This is a genomic window from Acidovorax sp. Root217 (genome assembly GCF_001428645.1).
Lineage (GTDB): Bacteria > Pseudomonadota > Gammaproteobacteria > Burkholderiales > Burkholderiaceae_C > Acidovorax.
On the sequence record NZ_LMIH01000012.1, the window covers coordinates 483134 to 504553 of the forward strand.

At 67.3% G+C, this 21420-nt stretch carries 17 protein-coding genes and 1 tRNA gene; 11 read left to right on the forward strand and 7 right to left on the reverse strand.

The features are described from left to right. The first annotated feature begins 232 nt into the window (after positions 1-232). A complete protein-coding gene (locus ASE31_RS12375; protein WP_057201921.1) occupies positions 233-745 on the forward strand; it encodes a DUF1993 family protein in 513 nt (170 codons plus the stop codon). 35 nt (positions 746-780) lie between these two features. On the opposite strand, the gene ASE31_RS12380 is transcribed toward ASE31_RS12375, so the two are convergent. Next, positions 781-2184 carry an RtcB family protein gene (locus tag ASE31_RS12380; protein ID WP_057201922.1) on the reverse strand — a complete coding sequence of 468 codons (1404 nt, stop codon included), beginning with the start codon at positions 2182-2184 and terminating at the stop codon, positions 781-783. A gap of 304 nt (positions 2185-2488) precedes the next feature. Between ASE31_RS12380 and ASE31_RS12385 the strand changes: the two genes are divergently transcribed. The 4 genes from ASE31_RS12385 to ASE31_RS12400 all read left to right on the forward strand — a co-directional run bounded on the left by ASE31_RS12385 (position 2489) and on the right by ASE31_RS12400 (position 6916). After that, positions 2489-2578, forward strand: a tRNA-Ser gene (locus ASE31_RS12385). Positions 2579-2774: 196 nt separating this feature from the next. Further along, positions 2775-3122, forward strand: a complete 348-nt coding sequence (locus tag ASE31_RS12390) for a hypothetical protein (protein WP_057201923.1) — start codon at positions 2775-2777, stop codon at positions 3120-3122. 634 nt (positions 3123-3756) lie between these two features. Further along, positions 3757-5946: a hypothetical protein gene (locus tag ASE31_RS12395; RefSeq protein WP_157412455.1), complete on the forward strand. Its 2190-nt coding sequence runs from the start codon at positions 3757-3759 to the stop codon at positions 5944-5946. A gap of 331 nt (positions 5947-6277) precedes the next feature. Then, positions 6278-6916 (forward strand): hypothetical protein, encoded by a 639-nt coding sequence (locus tag ASE31_RS12400; RefSeq protein WP_157412456.1) that lies wholly within the window; start codon positions 6278-6280, stop codon positions 6914-6916. Positions 6917-6971: 55 nt separating this feature from the next. Here ASE31_RS12400 and ASE31_RS12405 read toward each other — a convergent pair whose 3' ends face one another. After that, complete coding sequence (locus ASE31_RS12405) at positions 6972-8390, reverse strand: PLP-dependent aminotransferase family protein (protein ID WP_057201926.1); 1419 nt, start codon at positions 8388-8390, stop codon at positions 6972-6974. 156 nt (positions 8391-8546) lie between these two features. Here ASE31_RS12405 and ASE31_RS12410 point away from each other — a divergent pair, with 156 nt between their 5' ends. The 6 genes from ASE31_RS12410 (at position 8547) to ASE31_RS12435 (ending at position 15039) form a co-directional block, all read left to right on the forward strand. After that, complete coding sequence (locus ASE31_RS12410; RefSeq protein WP_057201927.1) at positions 8547-9830, forward strand: hydroxymethylglutaryl-CoA reductase, degradative; 1284 nt, start codon at positions 8547-8549, stop codon at positions 9828-9830. A 77-nt stretch (positions 9831-9907) separates the two neighbouring features. Next, complete coding sequence (locus ASE31_RS12415) at positions 9908-11116, forward strand: ABC transporter substrate-binding protein (RefSeq protein WP_057201928.1); 1209 nt, start codon at positions 9908-9910, stop codon at positions 11114-11116. A 34-nt stretch (positions 11117-11150) separates the two neighbouring features. Next, entirely contained in the window at positions 11151-12068 is a 918-nt protein-coding gene (locus ASE31_RS12420) for a branched-chain amino acid ABC transporter permease (RefSeq protein WP_057201929.1), read from the forward strand. A gap of 7 nt (positions 12069-12075) precedes the next feature. Continuing rightward, positions 12076-13881 (forward strand): ATP-binding cassette domain-containing protein, encoded by a 1806-nt coding sequence (locus ASE31_RS12425; protein ID WP_057201930.1) that lies wholly within the window; start codon positions 12076-12078, stop codon positions 13879-13881. Between the two features lie 10 nt (positions 13882-13891). Continuing rightward, positions 13892-14602, forward strand: coding sequence for an ABC transporter ATP-binding protein (locus ASE31_RS12430; RefSeq protein WP_057201931.1), 711 nt, complete (start codon positions 13892-13894; stop codon positions 14600-14602). Positions 14603-14727: 125 nt separating this feature from the next. After that, a complete protein-coding gene (locus ASE31_RS12435; protein WP_057201932.1) occupies positions 14728-15039 on the forward strand; it encodes a hypothetical protein in 312 nt (103 codons plus the stop codon). Between the two features lie 16 nt (positions 15040-15055). Here the strand turns inward: ASE31_RS12435 and ASE31_RS12440 are convergent, their stop codons facing one another. The 5 genes from ASE31_RS12440 to ASE31_RS12460 form a co-directional block, all read right to left on the reverse strand. Beyond that, a complete protein-coding gene (locus ASE31_RS12440) occupies positions 15056-17407 on the reverse strand; it encodes a CHASE2 domain-containing protein (protein ID WP_057201933.1) in 2352 nt (783 codons plus the stop codon). Positions 17408-17420: 13 nt separating this feature from the next. After that, positions 17421-19130: a FecR domain-containing protein gene (locus tag ASE31_RS12445; RefSeq protein WP_082604131.1), complete on the reverse strand. Its 1710-nt coding sequence runs from the start codon at positions 19128-19130 to the stop codon at positions 17421-17423. A gap of 86 nt (positions 19131-19216) precedes the next feature. Further along, the gene (locus ASE31_RS12450; protein WP_057201934.1) at positions 19217-19909 is read right to left on the reverse strand and encodes a response regulator transcription factor; all 693 of its coding nucleotides are present in this window, start codon (positions 19907-19909) and stop codon (positions 19217-19219) included. A gap of 94 nt (positions 19910-20003) precedes the next feature. Further along, positions 20004-21086, reverse strand: a complete 1083-nt coding sequence (locus ASE31_RS12455; RefSeq protein WP_057201935.1) for a formylglycine-generating enzyme family protein — start codon at positions 21084-21086, stop codon at positions 20004-20006. Between the two features lie 5 nt (positions 21087-21091). Next, a complete protein-coding gene (locus ASE31_RS12460; protein ID WP_057201936.1) occupies positions 21092-21349 on the reverse strand; it encodes a hypothetical protein in 258 nt (85 codons plus the stop codon). Between the last annotated feature and the right edge of the window lie 71 nt (positions 21350-21420).

The following is a 21420-nucleotide window of genomic DNA, read 5'->3' on the forward strand; positions in this document are numbered from 1 at the left end:
TGGCAGCGCCGGTTTCATGCGTCGCGGGTGTTACGCAGCGCCATGAACAATTGATACGGAATTGCTGCACTCATCGAATCTCGGGCCTGCGGGCCCGTTTTCATGGCCGGGCAAGGCGTCCAGGCGCGCGCCTGCAGCTTTTGGCGCGTTGTGGTGCAATGCGCTTCCGACAGCGTGCCAGGCTCTCAGAGCGCGCGTCGTTCCCCTCACCCCCTTTCAGGATAGACCCTCCATGACCTACCCCATGCACACCTCCAGCATCCCCGTGTTCCGCCAGATGCTGGGCGCCCTGAAGGACGTGCTCGCCAAGACCGAGGCCCACGCCACAGCGCGCAAGATCGAGCCCGACGCCCTGCTGCAGGCCCGCCTGTACCCCGACATGTTCCCCATGGCGCGCCAGGTGCTGATCGCCTGCGACTTCGCCAAGGGCGTGTGCGCCCGCCTGGCTGGCGTCGAGGTGCCCTCGTTCCCGGACGGCGAGCACCCCGGCTTTGCCGACCTGAACGAGCGCATCGACACGGTGCTGGCCTTCATCGAAGGCCTGCCCGCCGAGAACTTCGCCGAGGCCGCCACGCGCCAGATCACCCTGCAACCCGGCACCCCGCGCGAAAAGCAGTTCCTGGGCCAGGCCTACCTGCTGCACTACGGCCTGCCTCAGTTCTTCTTCCACGTGACCACCACCTACGCCCTGGCGCGCCACAACGGGGTGGAGCTGGGCAAGCGGGACTACATGGGCAAGGCCTGAACGAACCGCCTCGGCAATCGCCGGGGCTAAAGGCCTCAGGCCTTGAATGTCACCCAGGGCTTGAGCCGCACGGCCGCCCGTAACAGCCCCGCAGACTCCTGGGCATCAATCACCGGCCCGATGGGTTTGTAGGCATGCGGCGCTTCCTCGATGCGGCGCTCTTCGCGCAAGGTCACGCACTGCCAGCTTTGCTCTGCAGCGCCAGCAGCGTCCGGGCGCATCGCCCGCATGGCCTGGCGCCGCATGCTTCGACCTGCTCCATGGCTGCATGACCAGAGCCAGTCGGCCGACCCGAGGCCCGTGACCAGGTAGGATGCATCCCCCATGGACCCTGGAATCAATGCGAAGTCGCCTTCGTTTGCTGGCGTGGCTCCCTTGCGGTGAATGTTCATCCCGTTTTCCTGCAGGACCACGTTGTGCGGCACGTCCACCACCAGGCACGAGCCGGATGCGCCGATGACCTGCTCCAGGTCCTTGCGCACCAGTTCGCCCAGCACAACGCGGTTGGCCCATGCGTACCGGGCGGCAACGCCCATGGCCTGCAAGTACTCATGGGCCAGAGGCCCAGACAGCCCGTACAAGCCGCTGGCGGGATGCTTGAGTCTGCGAGGCCACTCCGCCTTTGCGCGGTCCATCCAGGCCTGACCTACATAGAAGCCCACATCGCGTGAGCCACTGTGGATCATCACTACCACGTCACCGGCGTGCAGCCCGGCACGGTAGGCGGCGTGTCGGTCCAGGACCTCTTCGACCACCTGCAGCTCGACGAAATGGTTGCCCGAGCCCACGGTGCCCAGGCAGGGGTCGCGGAACACGGCATGCCGTTCCTGCAAATAGGCATCGGGTGCGTAGCGTGAACTGCCACCGAAGTTCGCCAGGCCAATGCATTGGTCAAGCTCGGCATGCAAGCGCGCTGTGTCGGTGTGGGCCCAGATCCCGTCGCTGCCCAGCCGGTCTACAAAGGCCTGCGGCCCTTCATCGAAGAGCGCGCGGAATGCCCGGGTGGTCACCGGAACGTCGCGCCCGTTGTTCAGCAGGCTGGCTGTGAGCAGGCCGACCAGCCGCTCCTTGTGTGGAGCCAACTGGTCCAGCCGGGCGCCCGTGGTCAGCAGGCGAACGCTGCAGTTGATGTCCGTGCCTATCGCGGCTGGGATCACGAAGTCCGCTGGCGTGGCCACGACGCTGCCGACGGGCGCTACGGTGCCCGGGTGGAAGTCCGGTGTGGCACAGGCCCTGCAGACTGCGTGGTGCCCGTCCGGGCGCTTCACGGCTGCAAATGCCAGAAGCTGGCGAACGGCCTTGTCCTCCAGCGGGAGGCTTTCGGGCAAAAGAATGTGGGCCTCGGCCTGGCCATCGCGCACATGGTAGATGCCGTCGCGGTAGTCCAGCGCAATGCCGGTGCGCGCAAAGGCGCGCTGAAGTCGTTGGTAGGTGCTCATGGCTGCAAATCCTGCGAGGCCGTGGTGGCGCTCGCCGCGTCTGAGTGGAGCCTTGAAAGGCAACCTGGCTCGAAGACGATGAAAGACACCCGGGGATCGGAACCCCGGGAAACGTCCTTCTTGCAGCAGCAGAGTCAAGAAAGAGAACGCGCGGAGTATAGCCCTTACAGGCGTGCGCGGCATGTGCCACCATCTCGCGGCCAAGTGCATGGGGCACTCCGGGATGGGAGAAGTTGCCCCGTCTTGAATGCCGGAAACTTCAGCGTCCCCAAAAGCCTGCTATAATCGCAGGCTTCGACACATAGGAGAGGTGGCAGAGTGGTCGAATGTACCTGACTCGAAATCAGGCGTAGTGGCAACACTACCGTGGGTTCGAATCCCACCCTCTCCGCCACTGACAGAGCCCCGATGCTATCTAAACCATAGCTCGGGGCTTTTTCTTTTGCCGGGCTGCTGGCTACGGGGCTGGCCTGCGAGTTGGCTTTTGGCCTGTTGGCGGTGGCCATGCCTTCACTGTCAAGAGCCAGCCCACGGGCCAGCGTTGCACGGTGGCGAGGGGCACAGGAGCACTGTCAGCGGACTCCCCTTCAGTGCTGCTCGAGTGCGCGCAACTGCCCAACGAGCGCAACACCCTGGGCGGCATCATCAGCGGCGTGCCCACTGGAACCTCAGTGGTATTGGCCAATGGCCGGGAAGATCTGCCGCTCACCGCCGACGGCGGCTTCACCTTCACCACTCCGTTGGCCGCAGGTTCTGCCTATGCCGTCACGGTCAAGACCCAATCTCAGGGCACTGGCTGCGTGGTGCGCAATGGCACGGGTGTCATCGGCGCCGCCTCTGTGGACACGGTTGCGGTGCGGTGCGCGGTCCTGGGATCCTTGCAACTGGCTTCTGGGAGCAGGACCAGTGCGTCCCCGGCCCGGACGGCACTGGCCTGAAGAACGGTTGGAGCCTATCGCAGGCCATGCCGGTGGTACTGGTGCGCAAGGGCAATCACCTGTGCTTGCTGGATCACACAGCCACCCCCTCGGTCTACCCCAATGTGGCCAGTACGGCGAGTGCGGTCACGGCGGCGATCGCGTCAGGCGCGTGCTACACGCCCCGTTGACCGCGGGGCACGCAGGGTGCGGCCATGTGCAAAAGGCCGTATGAAGATAGTGCCCACCGTGGCTTCCGCGCGGGCCTGGCTCGCCCATCGCCCGGCATCACCCAAATGGGTGTGCGCACCTCTTTGTGACACTCGGCACAGACGGATCACCACTGTTCGACAAAGATCGGTGCAGCCCTGCCTTGTGTGCGGGACTCACCGCACCGTCGCACCGCCGCACCGCCGCACTGCTGCACTGCTGCACTGCTGCACGCGCTGCACAGGTGGACTGTCTTTTTTATCTTTTGAACCGAGAGGGTTTCGACCATGCCAATGACGACCACCACACCGCCCCGATTACCCAGCCCTTCTCGCGGTCTCGCCAGTAGCAACAGCACCGCCGCAGCGGCCGCGTGACTGCAGCCCGCGTAGCGCTGGCGGCACTGCCGCTGCGTGAAAGACAGATATCCCATACAAGGCGACTCATGACACAACAAGCACCCAAAAAGCGACTGCAACGCATCGGCCTTTTAGCCGTATTGATTCCCATGCTCTCCGCATGCGGAGGCGGTTCCGACAGTTCGGTCGAATCGCCTGCCCCACCGCCCGCTTCTTCGGCCACCTTGTCCCTCCTTGCTGGTTATGCGCTCGGTGAAGGCAATCAGGACGGCCCCACAAGCACGACCGCGAGCTTCAGCACGAACGTGGGGGGAATGGCCTTGACCAGATCGGGGGAGGTGGTCATCGCAGATACCAACAATAACCTGATACGTAAGCTCAGCGCCAATGGCGAGCAAGTCACTACCTTGGCCGGAGGCTGGGTGCCTTCGGGCGCCACTCCCGGCACCCCATCCAGTTATTCGGACGGCAATGGCCAGAACGCGCGGCTCTACCGCCCCGCTGCGGTTGCCGTGGACGCAGCAGGAAACACCTATGTGGCCGATACCGCGAACCACCTGGTGCGCAAGATCAGCGCAGCAGGACTCGTGACCACCCTGGCTGGCCGGGCAGGGGTATGTGGCAATCAGGATGGTGTGGGCAACGGCGCCAGCCTGTGCAACCCCAGCAGCATCGCCGTCGACAAGACAGGTACAGTCTATGTGTCAGAAGCTTATCTCCCTGGTCAAACTCAAACAGGGCGAATCCGCAAGATCACTGCGGATGGTGCAGTGAGCACAATCGCCAGCCAAACCAGAGGACGCAACCCACTCCTCGCCACTGATTCTGCGGGGACTCTCTACGCAGCAGACTCCGGACTGATCCTCAAGTACTCGGCAAACGGCCTGGCCACTGCGGTGTCGGGCACCGAAGGGCAGCTCGGCAACACCATCGTGGCCATCACATTCGACCCAGCGGATCGCCTGATCGTGCTGGACAAGGAGGTGACCACCCAACTTATGCTCGGCCCTCCGTCCATACGGTATGTACGGCTTGGCATTCGCCATGTCGGCAGCGATGGACGTGTCACGACCCTGGTCAGCGCCCCATCCGACTGCCACAATTACAGCGGACGCAGCAACGATGACCTGTGTCAGGCCATTACCATGGTGGCCAAAGCCGATGGCCAATTCCTGGTGGCCGAAGGCATCGGCGGCAGCAGTACCTCCTATAAATACGTGCAGTTGCGCAACTACACACAGCGGGGCACGTACACGGTGGTCGCAGGCCCGGTTTCTCCCACAGGTGCCAAAGATGGGCCAGGCGATGCCGCGCGCTTTGACCAGCCTTCGGCGCTGGCCTTCGATCCATCGGGGATGCTGTATGTGCGCGACAAGGGCAACGACACCATCCGCACTGTGCAAGCAGACGGTCTGGTAGGCACCCTGGGCCGGCCCGGAGGGCGGTGCACTTCGATCACAGGCCTGGGCAAGGAATTTCTTCCAAGTGGAATAGCCACAGTCCCCGGATCGGCCTTGGCCGCTGACGGAGCAGGCAACCTTTACACCTATATTGATTCCCGCATTCTGAAGTTGCGCAATTGCGAGGCCGTGCTTCTGGCGGATGTGAATCCATTGCTGATTGTGGATCCATCGACGGGCACGGGCAGACCCGCCGTCAACCCCATCACCGGCATTGCTGCGGACAGCACAGGCAACGTCTATGCGTCCTCCTACCAAGGAGTCATTTTCAAAATAGATACCAAAGGGACAGCCACATTGTTCGCAGGCGGCGAAGCGCAGTGGGGGCACAGGGATGGTCAAGGCCAAGCCGCAAGATTTTCGTGGCTGGGCAACATGACCACCGATGCAGCCGGTAACCTCTATGTGGTCGATAGCCTGAATAACTTCAAGAGCTTGGGTCCAACCATCCGCAAGATCACTCCGTCTGGGCTCGTCAGCACTTTGGCAGGTAACCCTGATGCCCCCCCCGGCCATGCCGATGGCCTTGGTTCAGCGGCACTGTTCTCGGTTGATTGGCAAGAGGAGCCAAAGACCGCCAGCCTCGCGGTGGACAACAAAGGCAACGTGTATGTCTCCGATCCTGCCAACAGTGTGATCCGCAAGATCACTCCTGACGGCCAGGTCAGCACCCCCGTGGGACAGGTGGGACGCCGGGGATTTGCAGCGGTGGATCTGCCAGGCAGCATCGGCCGCCCCGCCGGTATTGCAATCCGTGATTCCAGGCTCTACATCTCCGTCCCCCATGGGGTGATCCAGGTCAGGCTTCCTGATTGATCCCAGGAAACCGAATCTCCTTGATGGCTTCCTTCATGGGAGCCAGCGAGTGTCCCCCGGAGTACGGTCCGTAGGTGATGCGTGGCTTCTCATGGCCCAAGTCGGTCGCCATACGTGTTGAAGCTCAGGTTGGATAGGATGCATCGCCCTTTTGTCGGATGGCGGGGTTGGGTGAAAAGATGCATCCTTGGGTTCCTGTGCGTGACGCATGTACGGGCGGTTCTGCGCTGGTTGGGTTCGGGCCGCCCGCCTGCATGCTGGCTTGTGCAAGAATTTGTAGTTGCCGATACGTTTCACTTCACCGTTTCTTTCCCCGCAAAGGATGTGCTTCATGATCTCCCTCCGGAATTCCGCTCTCGCACTGGCCCTCGCCATGGCTGGCCTGGCAGCAGCACCCGCGCATGCGGCCGACCCTGCCGTGTTCGACGCGGCCACGGGCCGCCTGCGCTTTCCCATCCTGCAGATCGACGGCAACCTGAAGTTCCGCGACGTGGTGATCCAGCTGGTCTCGCCCGGCCAGCTGCGCCTCAACGATGCCAGCGTGGGGGCGGACATCAGCTTCACCTCGGCGGGCAATGTGCTGCGCATTCCGCAGCTGAGCTTCGGTGGCGTGGTCTACCCCGCCGTCAGCCTCACCAGCCCTGCCTTCTCGCTGGTGAGCTTCGGTGATGTGGTGATCGATGCAGGTTCGCCCAGCAACTACACGCTGGATGTCCGGGTGACGGCCCAGGGTACGCCTGTGCCCCTGATCACGATCAACAACGTGCCCAAGCCCGCGAACCAGACCGCGTTCTGCAACGACCCGGCGCTGCAGCAGACGGTGCTGCAGAACGCAGGCGCGGCGCAGGCCACCTGGACCATGTCGGGCTGCACCTTCAACGGCAACTCGGGCAGCATGACCGGCACGCTGACCATCACCACCCCCGTGGCGGCCGCCATCCCCATCGTCGCGAACTTCACCTACCGCTGATCGGCCGGCGCATCACCGAGGCGTGGGCCATTGCGGGGCAGGTCCACCTGCCCGGTTACGGGCCCCGTTCAGCCACTTCCGCCGCCTGCACCAGCGCCTTGTGCAAGGCCTTGGCAAAGCGCGGGTCGGTTACCGCGCCCACGTTGAAGCGCGACCAGCGCGAAGTCGCCGCGAAGTCCACCGAGAAGATGCGCCCCGGCGCCATGACGATCTTGCGCGGCAGCATCTGCTGCGCAAAGGCCAGCGAGTCCTGCACGCCCGGCAGGGCCACCCATTGGTACAGCGACTGCGGGTTGCGCGTGAACACCTCGGCGCCCACGGCGTCGAAGATCTGCAGCGCGCTCTGGGTGGCTGCGGCCAGACGCTCGCGCAGGCGCTGGATGTGGCGCTGGTAGTGGCCCTCGCTCAGGATCACGTCCACCGTGCGCTCGCTGTACTCCGAGCTGCTCACGTGGATCAGCGCCTTGAGGTCGGCAATGTCGCTGGCCAGGTCGGCCCCGCAGGCGATGTACCCCACGCGCAGCGCCGCGGAAAATGACTTGGAGAAGCTGCCGATGTAGATCGTGCGTTCGAGCTGGTCCAGCGAGGACAGGCGCGGCGCGCTGGTGGGCTTGAAGTCGGCCAGCGGGTCGTTCTCCACGATCATCAGGTCGTACTTCTGCGCCAGCTGCAGCACCCGGAAGGCCTTGGCTGCGGTCAGATCCGACCCTGTGGGGTTGTGCGCCACCGACTGGGTGAAGAACAGGCGGGGCTTGTGCACGATGAGCAACTGCTCCAGCGCCTCCAGGTCCGGCCCGTCGGCCAGGCGCGGCACGCCCACGATGTGCGCCCCCGCCAGCTTGAGCTTGCCGAACAGCGGGTAGTAGCCCGGGTCGTCCACCAGCACCGGCGCGCCGGGCGGAACGAAGTAGCGGATGACGATGTCCATGGCCTCGTTGGCCCCGTGGGTCAGCACGATCTGCCGCGGCTCGGTACCGATGCCCAGGTCGGCGAGCTTGCGCACCAGGTGCTGGCGCAGGGGCTCGTAGCCAAAGCGGTTGCCGTAGCGAAAGAGGGCCCCGAGGCCGGTGCGCACCACCTTGTGGTGGAACTTGTCCAGGCGCACGTCGGCCAGCCATTCCACGGGCGGGAAGCCATCGCCCACCGCCAGCGCCCCCGGCTCGGACTTGAGCTGCTCGCGCATCAGCCAGACGATGTCCATGGCGCGGCCGAGCGAGCCGGCCTCTTCCTCCTTGGCCTGGGCCCTGGGCTGCGCGCGCACAAAGTAGCCCGAGCCCCGGCGCGGCTCGATCAGGCCGCGCGCCACCAGCATCTCGAAGGCCGCGACGATGGTGTTCTTGGCATAGCCGTGCAGTTGCGCCAGTTCGCGCAGCGAGGGAAGCTTGTCGCCGGCCCGGTAGGCGCCATCCCGTATCTGCCGGTCAATGGAGTCGGCCAGGGCCTGGGTGACGGAGGCGGGCTTGGAGGCTTTCATGCGCGGGCGGTGCAGTGGTCTGGGGCGGCTCGCTGGACTATGACACGGCCCGCCTGTACCTGGACAGTTGCACGAAGTGTCCCTACAAACTGTACCCATTGCGACTGGTACAGATGGCCTAGAGTCCGCTCCATCACATCCCGAGGACATCCCACCATGGTCGCCGACTCCCGCCTTCCCAACTTCCGCGCACTGAGCCCTGCACAGCGTTTCGACCACGTGGTGCGGGCCGCCGGGCTCACGGCCGACGAGGCCGCGCTGCTTGGCCAGCCGGGCGCCCTGGGCGTGGAGCGGGCCAACGGCATGATTGAAAACGTGATCGGCACCTTCGAGTTGCCGTTGGCCGTGGCTGGCAACTTCCAGGTCAATGGCCGCGACGTGCTGGTGCCCATGGTGGTGGAGGAGCCTTCGGTGGTGGCCGCCGCCTCGTACATGGCCAAGCTGGCGCGCGAGTGCGGGGGCTTCCAGGCATCGAGCACCGGGCCGTTGATGCGCGCCCAGGTGCAGATCCTCGGGCTGGCGGACCCGCACGGCGCGCGCCAGGCCCTGTTGCTGCAGCGCGAGGCAATCCTGGCCGTGGCCAACAGCCGCGACAAGGTGCTGATCGGCCTGGGTGGCGGCTGCCGCGACATCGAGGTGCATGTGTTCGACGATGCGCCGCGCGGCGCCATGGTGGTCATGCACCTCATCGTGGACGTGCGCGACGCCATGGGCGCCAACACCGTCAACACCATGGCCGAGGCCGTCTCGCCGCTGGTGGAGAAGATCACCGGCGGCACGGTGCGCCTGCGCATCCTCTCGAACCTGGCCGACCTGCGCCTGGCGCGGGCGCGGGTTCGCCTCACGCCCGAGGTGATGGCCACGGCAGAGCACAGCGGCGAGCGCATCATCGAAGGCATCGTCGACGCCTGCACCTTCGCCGTGATCGACCCCTACCGTGCGGCCACGCACAACAAGGGCATCATGAACGGCATCGACCCCGTCATCGTTGCCACCGGCAACGACTGGCGCGCGGTGGAGGCCGGCGCCCATGCCTATGCCTGCCGCGGCGGGCGCTACACCTCGCTCACGCGCTGGGAGAAGGACGCCAGCGGCGCCCTGGTCGGCACCATCGAGATGCCCATGCCCGTGGGCCTGGTGGGTGGTGCCACCAGGACCCATCCGTTGGCGCGCCTGGCGCTGCGCATCCTCGGCGTGCAGTCGGCGCAGGAACTGGGCGAGGTGGCCGTGGCCGTGGGCCTGGCGCAGAACCTGGGCGCCCTGCGCGCGCTCTCCACAGAAGGCATCCAGCGCGGCCACATGGCGCTGCATGCCCGCAACATCGCGCTGGTGGCAGGGGCCACGGGCGAGGAGATTGACCGCATCGCCAGGCAGATGGCGCAGGAGCACGACGTGCGCGTGGACCGCGCGCTGGCGTTGCTGGCAGAGATCCGGGGCTAGGGCGTAATCACGTTCTGGCTAGGCTGGGCAGGCCCGCAAAGGGCCGCCTTTTTTACGACAACGACAGGAGACAAGACATGAAGCTGAATCCCCGTATCCCTTCCCTTGTGCGGCCGCTGTTCGCGGCGGCTGCGCTGGCCCTCGGCCTGTCCGCGGCCCAGGCGCAGGACATCCGCTTCGGCTTCAATGCCGACCAGTCGGGCACCGGCGCGGCCGAGCTGGGCGTGGCCGCGCGCCACGGGTTCGATCTGGCCATCGAGGACATCAACAAGGCCGGCGGCCTGCTGGGCAGGAAGGTGGTGGGCATCGTGCGCGACGATACCGGCCAGCCACCCAAGTCCATCCAGAACATGACCGAGCTGATCGACAGCGAGAAGGTGGCCGCCGTGGTCGGGCCCACCAACTCGGGCAATGCGCTGGCCTGGCTGCACATACCGCAGCAGAAGAAGGTGCCCGTGATCGTGCCCGTCGCCACGGCCACCGACATCACCAAACGCTATGCGGGCGAGGCGCAGAACTACATCTACCGCGTGTCCATGGTGGACCGCGAGCAGGTCGCGCTGCTGATCGCCTATGCCGTCAAGGCCACCAAGAACCAGAAGATTGCCTTCATCGCCGATTCCACGGGCTTTGGCCAGCAGGGCGTGAAGGACCTGACCGAGGTGCTGGCCCTGCACGGCAACAAGGCCGTGGCGGTGGAGAAGTTCGGCCCCAAGGACACGGACATGACCTCGCAGCTGGCCAAGATCCGAGACGCCGGGGCCGACACGCTCATCGTCTACGGCCTGGCCGACGCCAATGCCCAACTGCTGCGCAGCATGGAGAAGATCAACTACATGCCCACCACGCTCGGCACCTGGGGCAACATGAGCACGCCGCTGCTCAACACGGCGGGCAAGAAGCTGGCCGAGCACATCATCTTCGCCACCTCCACGGCCGAAGACAGCAACCCGCGCGCCGTGGCGCTGGCCGCCCGCGTGCGCGAGCGCTACCCACAGCTGCCCACCTTCGTGGCGGCCGCGCAGTCCTACGACTCGGTGATGCTGCTGGCCGCCGCCGTGAAGAAGGCCGGCAGCACCGATGGCGACAAGCTCGCCGCCACGCTGGAGAACGGCCTGCCCGACACCCAGGGCGTCGTGAAGCTCTACCAGAAGCCCTTTGCCAAGGGCGACCACGAGGCGCTCTCGGTGGCCGACTTCCACCTGGCCCGCTGGCGCGATGGCAAGGTGTCGGCCTATGAAGACGCCATCACCAAGGCGCTGACGCCGGCCGACTACAAGAAGTAAGCCCGCAGCGCGGCAGGCCCGGAGACGGCACCCCATGACCAACGTATTGCAAGCCTTGCTGAGCGGCCTGGCCCTTGGTGGAATCTATGCGCTCGTCGCCCTGGGTTTCAGCATCACCCACACGACGACCAAGACGCTCAACTTCGGCCAGGGCGAGTTCCTGGTCGCGGGCTCCTTCATCGCGGTGGCCACCTTGCTGCTGCTCTCGGGCAAGGGCCACACCGGCGTGCTGGCTGCGGCGGACGTGACGTTTGCGCGCTATGGACTGGCGCTGCTGGTCTCGCTCGTGGTGCTGGGCCTGCTCGGCGTGGTGCTGTACTTCACGGCGGTGCGGCCCTTCGTGGGTGCCACCGGCATGGCCTGGGTCATGAGCACCATCGGCTTCGGCATCATCGTGCAGAACACGGCGCTCGCCATCTGGGGCCCCGGCTCCATGGCCATGCCCTCGCCGCTGGGCGACGGGGTGATCCGCATCGCCGGGGCTGGCATCCGCGCGCAGGAGATCCTGGTGCTGGGCGTGACGGCGGTGGTCATGCTGGTGCTGGACTACGTGCTGCGGCGCACCAAGGTCGGCAAGGCCGTGCGCGCAGTGGCGGTGAACAAGCAGGCCGCGGCCCTCATGGGCATCAACGTGGGCGCCATCGTGGTGCTGGCCTTCGTGATCTCGTCGAGCCTGGCGGGGCTGGCCGGCCTGCTGATCGCGCCCATCACCACGGCCTCGGTCTTCATGGGCCTGGCCATCGCGCTCAAGGCCTTCTCGTCGGCCATCGTGGGCGGCCTGACCAACCCGCGCGGCTGCATTGCCGGGGGCTTCATGCTCGGCTGCATCGAGGCGCTGGTGGGCCTGTGGCGCGCGGAGATGCGCGAGATCACGGTCTTTGCGCTCATCATCCTGGTGCTGGTGGTCAAGCCCGAAGGGCTGTTCGGCCAGAAGCCTTTCGAGAAGGTGTGACCGCACCATGCGCACCCATACCCTTGCGTTCATCGCAGCCGCCGCGGCTGCGGCATTGGTCCCCCTGGCGATCGGCAACGATTTCTACCTCAAGATCATCTTCACGGCCGGCATGTACTACCTGGCCGCTGCCGGCCTGAACGTGCTGGTGGGCTGGAGCGGGCAGAAGTCGCTCGGCCATGCCGGGCTGTTCGCCGCCGGGGCCTATACGGCGGCCCTGCTCACTGCCCAGGCGGGCTGGAACCCCTGGCTGGCGCTGGTGGCCGCGGCCGTGGTGGCGGGGCTCTTCGGCGTGCTGATCGCGCTGCCCTCGCTGCGCGTCAAGGGCCCGTCGCTGGCCATGGTGACCATCGGCTTCGGCATCGTGGTCGAAAAGATCGTGACCGAATGGCAGGTGCCTTTCGGCGGCCAGCAGGGCATCTACGGCATCGTGCCGCCGTCCATCGGCGGGCGCATGCTGGACATGCGCGGCTGGGCCTGGCTGGTGCTGGCCTTCGCGCTGGCCACGCACCTCATGCTGCGCACTCTGCTGGGCGGCAAGTACGGCCGTGCCTTCCAGGCGGTGCAGGCCGCCGAGGTGGCGGCCGAGAGCGTGGGCATCGACGTCTACCGCACCAAGGTGCTGGCCTTCGTCATCAGCGCCGTCACCTGCGGCGTGGCCGGGGCCCTGGTGGCGCAGCAGAACCAGTACATCAACTCCGACTTCATCAGCTTCAACCTGTCGATCTTCCTGCTGCTCATCGTGCTGTTCGGCGGCCCCTCCATCATGGGGCCGGCGGTGGGCGCCGTGGCGCTGACCTTGCTCGATGCCTTCCTGGCGCGCTGGCCCGGGCTGCAGCATTTCACCTATGGGGCGCTGCTGCTGTTTGCGCTGTACGCCATGCCGCAGGGCCTGGCCGGTGCGCTGCAGCGGCTGGGGCGGCGCCTGTGGCCGCGGCTGCACCAGGTGCCGCCATTGCTGGTGGTGCAGGGCGAGTGGTCGCCGCGCCAGGCACCGGCTGCCCCTGCCGATGGTGTGGTGCTCAGTGCCAGCGGGCTGTACAAGGCCTATGGCGGCGTGGTGCCGACCAACGAGGTCAGCCTGTCGCTGCGCGCGGGGCACGTGCATGCGCTGATAGGCCCCAACGGTGCCGGCAAGACCACGCTGCTCAACATCCTGTCGGGCATCGTGGCGCCGGACCGGGGGCGCATCGAATTTGCGGGCCAGGGCATCGCCCGCGTGCGCGCCAGCCAGATCTGCCGGCTGGGCATAGGGCGCACCTTTCAGAACCTCAAGCTGTTCACGCACATGAGCGTGCTCGACAACGTGCTGGTGGGCCTGCACCCGCACCTGCGCGTGGGCTTTGCGGCCAGCCTGTTCGGCCTGCCCGCAGCGCGGCGCGAGGAGCGCCAGGCGCGCGAGGAGGCGGTGCGCCTGCTGCAGTTCGTGGGCATGCTGGACCGTGCCCACGACGAGGCCGGCAGCCTGCCCTACGGCCTGCAGCGCCGGCTGGAACTGGCGCGCGCGCTGGCCACGCAGCCGCGCCTGCTGCTGCTCGACGAGCCGGCCGCCGGCCTGAACCCCCAGGAGACGCAGGCGCTGACCGAGCTGATCCGGCGCATCGGCGCCAAGGGCATCACCGTGCTGCTGATCGAGCACCACATGGACCTGGTGATGGCCGTGTCCGACCATGTGGTGGTGCTCGACTACGGCGCCAAGATCGCCGAAGGCGCGCCCGCCGCCATGCAGTTGGACCCCAAAGTGATCGCCGCCTACCTGGGTGTGGATGACGAGGACGAGAGCCCCGCCACACCACCCCATGCCCTTGCCTGAGACGTCGCCCATGCTCCAAATCGAACAACTCGCGGTGAACTACGGCGCCATCCATGCCTTGAAGGGCGTGAGCCTGGAGGTGGCGGCCGGGGAGGTGGTCACTCTCATCGGCGGCAACGGCGCCGGCAAGAGCACGCTGATGAAGGCCATTTCGGGCCTGGAGCCCTGCGCCGGCGGGCGCATCGTGTTCGAGGGCCAGGACCTGGCGCGCACGCCGGCCCACCGGCGCGTGGCCCTGGGCATTGCCCAGTCGCCCGAGGGGCGCCAGGTGTTCCCGGACCAGAGCGTGCGCGACAACCTGCTGCTGGGCGCCTACCTGCGGCCCGCAGGCAATCCCGCGGTCGAAACCGACCTCGAAGAGCAGTTCACCACCTTCCCGCGCCTGCGCGAGCGCCAGCACCAGATGGCCGGCACCCTGAGCGGTGGCGAGCAGCAGATGCTGGCCATCGGCCGTGCGCTGATGGCGCGCCCGCGCCTGCTGCTGCTCGACGAGCCCTCGCTGGGCCTGGCGCCGCTGATCGTCAAGGAGATCTTTGCGGTGATTCGCACGCTCAAGCAGCGCGGCATGACCATCCTGCTGGTGGAGCAGATGGCCAACCAGGCCCTCAAGGTGGCCGACCGCGCCTACGTGCTCAAGACCGGGGAGATCGCGTCTTCGGGACCGGCGCAGGCCTTGCTGGCGGATCCTGCCGTGCGCGAGGCCTATCTGGGCAAGCACTGATCGCGCTCCTTCGCGCCCGGTGGTCGCAGTCCTACAGGCCTATGCGCCTTCGAAGAGGTGGGAAAACCCGCAGTCGAAAATACGATGGAGCCAGCACACACAGACCTTGTGGTCGAAAGGCTCCTATGAAAAGTTGGTACAAATTGTCGCTGGGCAACGATGCCCAGGCCTTCGAGCCCACCCAGCGCATCCAGCAGATGTTCATGTCGCAGTTCCTGATTTCGCCGGCAGGCTCCAGGCGGGCGCTGTTCTCGTGCTACGACAAGCAGGCCGACAAGCTGTGGCTGTTCTTCTCGCCCGCCGCGCAGGACATTGCCTTGCGCGTGTACGCTGAGCCTTGCGATCCGCCCACGGCCCTCGATTGCATCGGTCTGCTGGCCGGTGAAGGCGATGCCCTGGCCGACCAGGTGCACCTGGAAGCCGAAGCCACGGCCTGATCGGCCTCGCTGCGATTCAATCGGGCGGTGCCTCGCCCTGCGGCAGCACCAGCCTGAACTCCGCGCCCTTTCCTTCGTCGCTCTCGACCTCGATGCTGCCGCCATGGCGCTGCACCACGGTGCGCACCAGGGCCAGCCCGAGGCCCACGCCGGCAATGCCGGGGTGGCTGCGGTCATGCAGCCGCTGGAACGGGGCGAACAGCTTGTCCTGCAGAGCCGGCGCAATGCCCGGGCCTTCGTCGCGCACGGCAATGGCCCAGTGACCCGGTCGAGCCGCCAGGGTGCAGCGCACGGTGCTGCCGCGTGGGCTGTACTTGATGGCGTTGTTGACCACATTGGCCAGCGCCCGGCACAGCAGCGAGCGGTCGCCCATGCACGGGGCGGTTTCCGGCGCATCGGCCACCAGCACCTGCACGTCGGCATCGCGCGCCAGCACCCAGGCCTCGTCCACGGTCTGGTGCAGCACGTCGGCCAAGTCCAGGGGTTCCCGCCGCATCGCCTGGGACTCGGCGCTGGCCAACTGAATGAAATTCTCGGCCATGCCCAGCGAGCTCTTCGCGTAGCGCGCGATGAGCTGCATGAGTTCCGCGTCCGACATGCGGCCCGGGTAGGCCTGGTGCATTTCGAGCAGGGTGAGGATGGACGCATTGGGCGCGCGGATGTCGTGCGAGATGAAGTGCATGGCCTCGTCGCGCTGCTGCAGTGCGCTGCGTATCTCGGTCAGGTCCACCAGGGTCACGAGCCAGCCCGATTGCGCCAGGTCGGTGAACTGGCGGCTTTGCACCAGCACGCTGCGGCCCTTGGCATCGCGCCCCTCCCGGCGGGCCGGGAGGTTGCCGTTGGCCAGCCGCTCCTGCGTCACCAGTGGCTGTTCGGTGGCGATGTCGATCAAGTCGCCCAGCACGTCAGTGATCTGGCGGCCCTGCAGGGGCCAGACCATGGGGTCGCCCTCGACCTCGGCCATGCCCAGCACATGGCGCCGCGCAGCCGTGTTGGCCAGCAGGATACGGCCTTCAGTGTCGCAGACCATGGTCGGCGAAGGCAGTTGCTGCAGGCTCTCGCTCACGAAATGGTGCATGTCGCGCAACTGGCGCGAGGCGTATTCCACCGCATTGATGCGCCGCTCCAGAAAGTCGCCGCTGCTGGCCGCCGGGCCACGCAGCGGGATCACCAGCCCCTGGCGCTGCAGGGTTTCCATCTGCAGCCTGAGGAACTGGGCTGCGGCACTCAGGCGCCGCCAGCTCCACAGCGGATAGGCCAGCACCAGCCCGATGAGGGCGGCGGCGGGCGCGAACTGCATGCCGCTCCAGACCGGCAGCACCACGGCCATGGCCAGGGTCAGCGCCCCCAAGGCAATGCTGGTGAGCAGGGCCGCGAAGGGCCCGAGCAGCAGCAGCGCCACCAGCGCCAGCACCACCGGCAGCAGATTGAAGGCCATGTTCAGCGCGGGCGGCGCGCTGTGGATCTGCACCCCCGCCAGGTCGGCGTCGAGCACCTGGGCGATCACTTCCACACCCGGCATCAGGCGCGATTCCTGGCCCACCGGGGTGGCGAACATGTCGCCCAGCCCGGCGGCGATGGAGCCCACGAGCACGTATTTGCCGCGAAAGGCATCAGCCGGCACTTCGCCGCGCAGCACGTCGATGTAGGAGTAGGTGGTGAAATGCCCCGGCCCGCCCGCGTAGGGAATCAGGCGGCGGCCCGCGCGTTCCCAGCGGGCGCCATCGGCCGGGGGATCGCTCCAGCGTGCCGGCGGGCAGCCACCGAGCGATGGCGTGGCCACGCAGCGCATGGCGAGGCTGAAGTGCTGCCAGGGCGCACTGGCCGGCCCCTCGCGCGCGTACAGGCTGCGCACAACGCCGTCCTCGTCCGCGGCCACGTGCACATGCCCCAGTCGGGCAGCGGCCTGCTCCAGTGCAGGAGTGGGGCGGTCCGCACCGTCGCCCGGCTCGGATGGACCCTGGCGCTGCATCACCGGCAGTACCACCCGGCCGCTTCGGGCCACGGCATCGGCCAGCAGCAGGTCGTCCTCGGGGTAGTCGAGGTCTTCCTCGTTGAACAGCACGTCCATGCCGATCACCCGCGGTGCCTGGCGCGACACGTTCTGGACCAGCTGTGCGTGCAGTGCGCGCCGCCAGGGCCAGCGGCCGATCACGCCGATGCTGCGGTCGTCCACCGCGATCACGGCGATATCGGCTTGCGCCGGGCGCGACACCAGGCGCAGCCCGGTGTCCTGCACCAGGTGGTTGGTGCGCGGCAGCATGCTGGGCGTGCTCAGCCAGGCGACCAGGGCCAGCAGCGTCAGCGCGATGGCGGCCCATTCGACCCGCCGCTGCTGGTTTCGCGTGCGGGAATGCGGCGTGGGCATCGACCGCAAGGGCTCAGGGGCGGCGCACGGGCTCACCGCCCATGGTGGACAGGGGCAGCCCGGAGCTGGTATTCAGCCCCGTGCCCACGCGGATGCTGCGCGGCGGTGAGAACTCGCTTTGCAGCCCCGAGGGGTCCAGCACCTGGATGCGCACGAAGTAGGTGCCTGCAGCCAAGCCATCCGCAGAGGTCCAGCGGGGCTCGTCGAGCTGGATGTCCTGGGTGATGGTCTTGAACTCCAGGTCCGGTGCCAGCTGCACGCGAAAGCGCTGGCCGGCCTGGGCGGGCCAGTGCAGGCGCACGATGGTGTCGCCATCCGTCGCCTGCATGGCCGACAGGTCCAGCGCAGCGGGCTGCTGGGCCACGGCGAAGGGCTGCGCGGGTGCGAACGGTCCCTGGTCCAGTGCGCCACCGGCGGGCTCTGCGATGGTGGCCGCGCGCCAGAAGTAGTTGCCCAGGGGCAGTGTGGCCAGCGTCAGCTGGCAGGTGCCGAGGCGGCCCTCGTCCAGCAACGGCGTGGCGAAGTCGGCGCTGGCCGCCACCTGGATGCGGTACCAGCGGGCACCCGGGACCTCGGTGCAGCGCAGCGCGCCGGTCACGCGCGGCAGCACGGCGCCGGGGGCCGGCTGCTGGTACAGCGGCGGCACCGGCCGGGTCTTGATGGTGATGGGGCGCGTGGCCGGCAGGCCGGCAATGCCGGCCTCGTCAACGGCGCGCACGGCCAGGTGGTAGCTGCCATCGTCGAGTGCCGCCCAGCGCAACTGGCCATCGGCAAAGCGGCCGCTGCGCAGCACCTGCGTCATGGCCGCATCGCGCGCCACCTGGGCGGTGAAGGCCGTGGCGCCAGGGGTCGCAGGGACATTGATGGCCAGCAGGCCCAGGTCGTGCAGCTGGGCGGGTACGGTGGACAGATCGGGCGGCGCCAGCAGGTTGCGTGGTGCACCCAGCGTCCCATCGGGCGCGACGGACAAACCCTGGCCACGGGCCAGCAAGGTGGTGTCGGGGGCCGGTTGCGCGGCATTCTCGGCACGCGACTGCACGGCCACCGAGCCTTCCAGCACCGAGGCCGTGGCCTGGCCCGAGGCCGCCAGCGCCACGCCGAACTCGGTGCCGCGCACGCTGGTCACGGCGCGCGGCGTGCGGATCTCGAAACGGCGCAGGGCATCGGCGCTGGGCGTCACGCTCGACTCCACACTGCCGGCGCGCATCTCCAGCACCGATTGCACGCTGCCTGCGCGCCCGCGGCGGCGCAACTGGCGCAACTGCAGGTCGGACTGGGCCTGCACGCGCACCAGTGTGCCGTCGGCCAGGCGCACGGCGATGAAGCTGTCCGGCCCCACCTGCAGGCGGGTGCCTTCGTCCAGGCGGGCACCTTGCGCCACAGGCTGGGCTGCGGCCTGGGCGCCGGGCTGTGCCGTGGCGCTGCCGTGCACGAATTCCACCTGGGCCGAGGCCTTGGGCTGCAGGCGCACGGGGATCCACACGGTGGAGCCCGGTTGCAGGCGCCTGGGGTTGGCCACCTTGTTGCGCTGCTGCAGCAGCAGCCACTGGCGTGGATTGTCCAGGTAGGTGTTGGCCAGGCCTTCAAGCGTGTCGCCGGCCCGCACGGTGTGCGGGATTTCGTCCGTCTGCGTGTCGGGGGTGGTTTGCGCATGCGCGCAACCGATGCCCGCCGTGAGCAGGGCAACGGCCGACAAGGGCAATGCAAGGCGGTGGATGACCACGTCAACTCTCCTAGGTGCCGCAGAGCGCGGCAAAGCTTCATTCAGAACCGTTGTATCCATGGCGCCATGGGACGCCAGGTGCAGCACTAGCGACCAGGCTCGACCGCTTCGAACCGGTAGCCCACACCATACACGGCGGTGATGAAGTAGCCGTTGGCCGGGCGCAGGTCCAGCTGGGTGCGAAGGCGCGAGACATGGGTGTCGAGCGAGCGCGACAGCACGTCCGAACCCTGGCCCCAGATCACCTCCTTGAGGTGGTCGCGCGAGAGCAGGCGCCCCATGTTCTGGAACAGGAACAGGGCCAGGTCGTATTCGCGGTTTTTGAGTTCGGCAGGCGTGCCATTGATCTCCAGCGAGCGCGATTCGGGGAAGAACCTGTAGCGCCCGAAATCGAGCGCACCACCGGTGCTCTGCGGGTAGGCTCGGCGCAACAGCGCGGCCACGCGCGCATTGAGCTCGCCAATGCGCACGGGCTTGACCATGAAGTCGTCCGCCCCGCTGCCCAGGCCTTCGACGATGTCGCGCTCTTCCTGCCGGTTGGTCACGAACAGGATGGGCAACTGCTTGCCCACGTTCTCGCGCACCCAGCGCACCACCTCGGGGCCGGTGGTGTCGGGCAGGTGCCAGTCCACGATCAGGAGGTCGAAGGTTTCGCGGCGCATCTCGCGCATCAGCGCGGCACCGGTCAGGTGGGTATGGCACACATGCCCCATCGCTTCGGTGGCCTGTTTGATCAGATCCAGCTGAAGCGCATCGTCGTCTAACGCCGCTATGCGCATGGTTCGTTCCATTCAAGATTAACTGTGCATTATTCGCGATGTGCGGCGGCCCATTCCATGCCCCATCTTGGGGATCGCCAGGTTTGACAGTTGTTCACCGTGCCACGGGCGATGACAGGCGGTGCGTGGCTGCCGGGCGCGGGCCGGGCCGGGCGGCTGCGGAGGGCGCGATTTCGCGCAGCAGCCGCATGCCCACCAGGGTGTAGCGGGTCTGCGGGCTGTTCCAGTTGCGGTAGCCACAGCGTGCGTAGAAAGACCAGGTGTGCCAGGAGCCCCCGCGGCGCACGCGCACGCTGCCCTCGGCCGGGCCCCCGGGGTCCACGACCGGTGATTCGGCGTAGTAGGTGTCGCCATGCCAGTCGGCCACCCACTCCCAGGCATTGCCCAGCATGTCCTGCAGGCCGAAGGCACTGGGCGCGTAGCTGCCTACGGGGGCGGTGAAGGCGTGGCCGTCGCTGCCGCGCAGCGCATGCTGCTGCCAGCGCAGCCAGTAGGGGGCTGCGTCCTGGTCGAAGGTGTTGGCGTTCTTCAGCAGCCCCTCCGGGTCGTCGCCATGCGGGTAGCGGGTGCGCGTGCCGGCGCGGCAGGCGTATTCCCACTCGGCCTCGGTCGGCAGGCGGTAGCGGTGGCCTTCGGTGCGGCTGAGCCACTGGGCCAGGGCCTGGGCGTCGTTCCAGGTGACGTTGACCACGGGGTGGTCGTCACCCTGCGGGAAACCCGGGTTGTGCCACGAGTAGCGCGGGTCGCGCCCTTCGAAGGCATCGCCGCGCCGCGTGGTGGCCGGGTCGTACAGAGCGTTGTAGCCATAGCCGCCGGTGCCGTCGGCCTCCGATTCGGGCTGGTAGCCCGACGCTGCGAGGAAGCGCCGGAACTGGCCTACCGTGACTTCGTGCTGCCCCAGGTAGAAGGCCTGGCCGATTATCACGCGGTGGGCCGGGGCCTCATCGGTCAGTTCGGCAAAGCGCTTGGGCTCCAGCAGCGGATAGGCTTGTGCGAGCACATCGGGGGCCTCGACACCGCCCATCACGAAGCTGCCCGCGGGCACCTGCACGAATGGCATGCCCAGGCTGTTGGTCCACACCGGGTGTTGCCGGTCGTGGCGCACCTGGGCCAGCGCGGGCAGACCCGTGGCCAGCGCGAGCACAGCGGCGACGGCAGCAGTTCGGCACCTGGCCATCGGGCTCAGCGATTGGGGTTTTCGCTCACGCACTCGAAGACGAGGCGCGAGCCCTCGTTGCGCAGCAGCTTGGGGAACAGGGCCAGCTTCTGGCATTCGCGGGTGGCCGCGTTGTAAGCCGGCGAGGCGTCGGCGCCATACACCGGTACGCTGAAGGTCCGGTCCCGACCCGAGGCCATGGGGCCCGAGGGCGGGCGGGTGGTGGCCGATTCGCAGCCCGCGAGCAGAGCCAGCAGGGCGGCGGATGCAATCAAGGTTTTCATGGAAGTCTCCGGTAGGCGTCGGGCCAGTCTAAGCCAGTGTGGGCGGATAGACAGCAGGCTTTGCTGCAGCG